The 2,825-nt window shown below is 28.2% G+C and carries 4 protein-coding genes; 1 reads left to right on the forward strand and 3 read right to left on the reverse strand.

Going from position 1 to position 2,825, the window contains the following annotated elements; all coding sequences use genetic code 11:
* Positions 1 to 375, reverse strand: a 375-nt coding sequence (locus ACQCX0_RS01575) for a hypothetical protein (RefSeq protein WP_462562385.1), incomplete at its 3' end; no start/stop codon positions are given.
* 77 nt (positions 376 to 452) lie between these two features.
* Here ACQCX0_RS01575 and ACQCX0_RS01580 point away from each other — a divergent pair.
* Positions 453 to 1,235 (forward strand): squalene/phytoene synthase family protein, encoded by a 783-nt coding sequence (locus tag ACQCX0_RS01580; protein WP_462562387.1) that lies wholly within the window; start codon positions 453 to 455, stop codon positions 1,233 to 1,235.
* Positions 1,236 to 1,323: 88 nt separating this feature from the next.
* On the opposite strand, the gene ACQCX0_RS01585 is transcribed toward ACQCX0_RS01580, so the two are convergent.
* Together ACQCX0_RS01585 and ACQCX0_RS01590 are read right to left on the reverse strand one after the other, a co-directional pair.
* Positions 1,324 to 2,043 carry a NirD/YgiW/YdeI family stress tolerance protein gene (locus ACQCX0_RS01585; protein ID WP_462562388.1) on the reverse strand — a complete coding sequence of 240 codons (720 nt, stop codon included), beginning with the start codon at positions 2,041 to 2,043 and terminating at the stop codon, positions 1,324 to 1,326.
* A gap of 115 nt (positions 2,044 to 2,158) precedes the next feature.
* Positions 2,159 to 2,764 (reverse strand): phosphatase PAP2 family protein, encoded by a 606-nt coding sequence (locus tag ACQCX0_RS01590; protein WP_465029867.1) that lies wholly within the window; start codon positions 2,762 to 2,764, stop codon positions 2,159 to 2,161.
* Positions 2,765 to 2,825 lie beyond the last annotated feature (61 nt).

The raw sequence follows: 2,825 nt of genomic DNA on the forward strand, positions 1-2,825 counted from the left end.
TATAGTATTTAATTGCAAATTTATTACCACAGTATAAGTTAAGTCTTTATTTTGGGAAACAGATTTTATATCAATAAGATAAATATTTTGTTGAATATTTCTAGCAGAAGTTTTTAGCCATTCCCTCAGAGCTTTTTTGCCTTGGAAATTATCTTTAGGAAGTATTACATTAACTTTATCATCAAAATATGATAATATATTACTGTAAGATTTATTATCAAATAAGACAAATAAATTGTAAGTAAAAGCTTTAAGTTTATTATTCATTAATAAAACATCGTAATTAGGGAGAGAATTATTAGAATTTGCTAATATTTTTTCTGTACAAAGAAAACAACTACCCACTAGGCAGAAAAAAAACAATATTTTTTTCATTATTTTTACATCTTAATTATAGTATATTCTATTATAATAGAAAGTTATAAGTTTCACAACAAGAAAATAAAATTAATATGATAAAAGCAGACTTTGAGAAATATTTATGTGTTTATTTAGCCGATAATAAAAAGCTTGAGGAGGTACAAATTTTATTTAATTTTAATAAAGAGTTACATGATGCTTCTTATAAGGCGTACTCGGATATAGCTTTTCAAGTAAGAATAAAATGGATGTTAGATGCCATAAATAGTATTTATAATCATAAAAGTACTGGATATAAGATTATTGATGCTCTAATTCCGCTAATAGAACGCTATCAATTAACAAAAATTAACTTAATAAAAATGATAGAACCAAGGGTAGTAGATAAAGATCAATACCCCTTTCATAATCAAAGTGCCTTAATCACTTATGCTAAGAATACAGGTGGCTTACTCTGGGAGATAATCATGATTCTATTGGGAGGAAAATCTATAAAAAGTAGAAAAATAGCAAATTTAATAGGAACAGCTTTTGCAATTTTGGGTATTATTAGAAATTGTGCTTTTAGTTATCAATATCAAAGATATACAGTAGTATTTGCAGTAAAGGAGTTAACACAGGATGAATTGTTGTTAGAGATAGTTCTTAATATTAAGAATTTAATTAAGGAAGTAAAGATTTTACATCAAGAGGCAACAAATTTAATTAAAACATCAAAACTACCAAAAAAACTTAAATGCCTTACTCTGTTAAGAATCTTTACCGAAGGATATATTAAAAATTTAGAGAGAGCAGAATATAATCCTTTTAGGGCTAATGTTATTAAAATTCCTAAAAAATATATCTTAAAAATTATCTTTAGATATTTATTTTAGTTAAAGTAGGAATCTATAAGTAAAAATCAATTAAAGTTGTCTTTACTTATACAAGAACCTTTTGTAGAATGAGTCTGAGGGTTAAAAATTATCTAATTATCTTAATAGCTTTAACTTTAAATTCCGATTTTTTAAAGTTAAAAACCTCCTTATCATATTCACCGAATAATTCTAAGGGTTGGTTCATAATAGGTTGGGTTACACCAATTCTACCCCATAATTTATAATCTATATCCGCATGAATTTCTCCGGTTTCATCGCTGATGATGTATATATCATCAGTAATATATTTAACTACCGTAGCTCGTATGGTAGTTTGTTGATTATCTTTAAAACCCTTGAAATCAACAATTTTATTCATAGGGAAAGTAGGATTAGGACTTTGAGTGGCAGGATTTAAATTAGCTACATTAGGAATCACTGTAATAGATTTTACATCTAATTCTGGGGCATCAAAATCAAAAGGTTCATTTTCGTACTTAGCAACTAATTCTAATTTCTGCCCTAAGAGAGGTTGGGTAATTCCCAAATTTCTCCATAGTTTATAATCTATGTCAGCTCTTATTTCTCCGGTTTCATCAACCACTAAGTAATCGTCTTTTCTAATATGAGCTTTAATAGTTACGTGAACTATTACCATTTGATCATCCGGCAGATTAGCTAAATCTGCTATTTTTACCAAAGGAAACCCAGTACCTTGGTAGGAATTCTGGTTAAGTTGAGTAGGTTGATTCGTTTGAGCATGACTAAGTGCTAAAAATTGGTTTCCTAAAAGTAAGGTAAGCATAAATAACTTTATAAATTTCATGGTATTAATGTCCTTATCTTAAATATCATTATACTGTAAGTTGAAAATAGTTATGTATTATAACTTAAAAAAAAACTTTATTGAAGTGAAAATTAATACCTTAGAAAAGATTCTATTAAAATAAAAAATAAAAAATTAGAATAAAAGTTTCTAAAATTCCATAAGCTAAGAAATATATACGATAATTTACTGATATTGGCATAGAATTAGATTTTCTAGTGAAAATTTTACTCCCAATTAAACTTATCATAATACCGATTAATACGTCCGAGAGATAATGATAATATGAGGCTATTCTGCCATAGATGACAAAAGTTGCTACTAAATAAGCAGGTAGAGCATATCTAAACCCGTAGCGTAATAATAAAAAATTAGTAGCGACAAAACTAAAAGTTGCATGTCCACTGGGAAAAGAATGTTTTCCCAGATTGGGGCGGACTCTATTAATTATATTTTTTAACCCGTATGTTACAACTATACTACTAATAGTTGCATAAAAATACTGAGTTACCCCAATCCTATCTCTGAGCAATAACATTAATCCAAGGGTGGTAGCATGAGGTAGAAAACTGTTATAAGTACTTAATTTATCTAAGATTTGATATTGTGTACTGCTACTTTTAAAAAAAATAGGAGAATCTAAAGAGGTAAGAGAAATGCAGTAGGCGAGCAAAGCCATAATAATTATTAGGTAAGTAAAGGTTTTTTTACTAAGTAACATAATGAATACCCTAGAGATCGGAAGAGCGGTTCAGCAGGAATGCCGAGACCGATCTCGTATG

The organism is Candidatus Hepatincolaceae symbiont of Strigamia maritima (assembly GCF_055505085.1).

Excerpts from the sequence above, each read along its gene's own strand:
- ACQCX0_RS01580 (WP_462562387.1), top strand. The coding sequence starts at position 453 with ATGATAAAAGCAGACTTTGAGAAATATTTATGTGTTTATTTAGCCGAT.
- ACQCX0_RS01585 (WP_462562388.1), bottom strand. The coding sequence starts at position 2,043 with ATGAAATTTATAAAGTTATTTATGCTTACCTTACTTTTAGGAAACCAA.
- ACQCX0_RS01590 (WP_465029867.1), bottom strand. The coding sequence starts at position 2,764 with ATGTTACTTAGTAAAAAAACCTTTACTTACCTAATAATTATTATGGCT.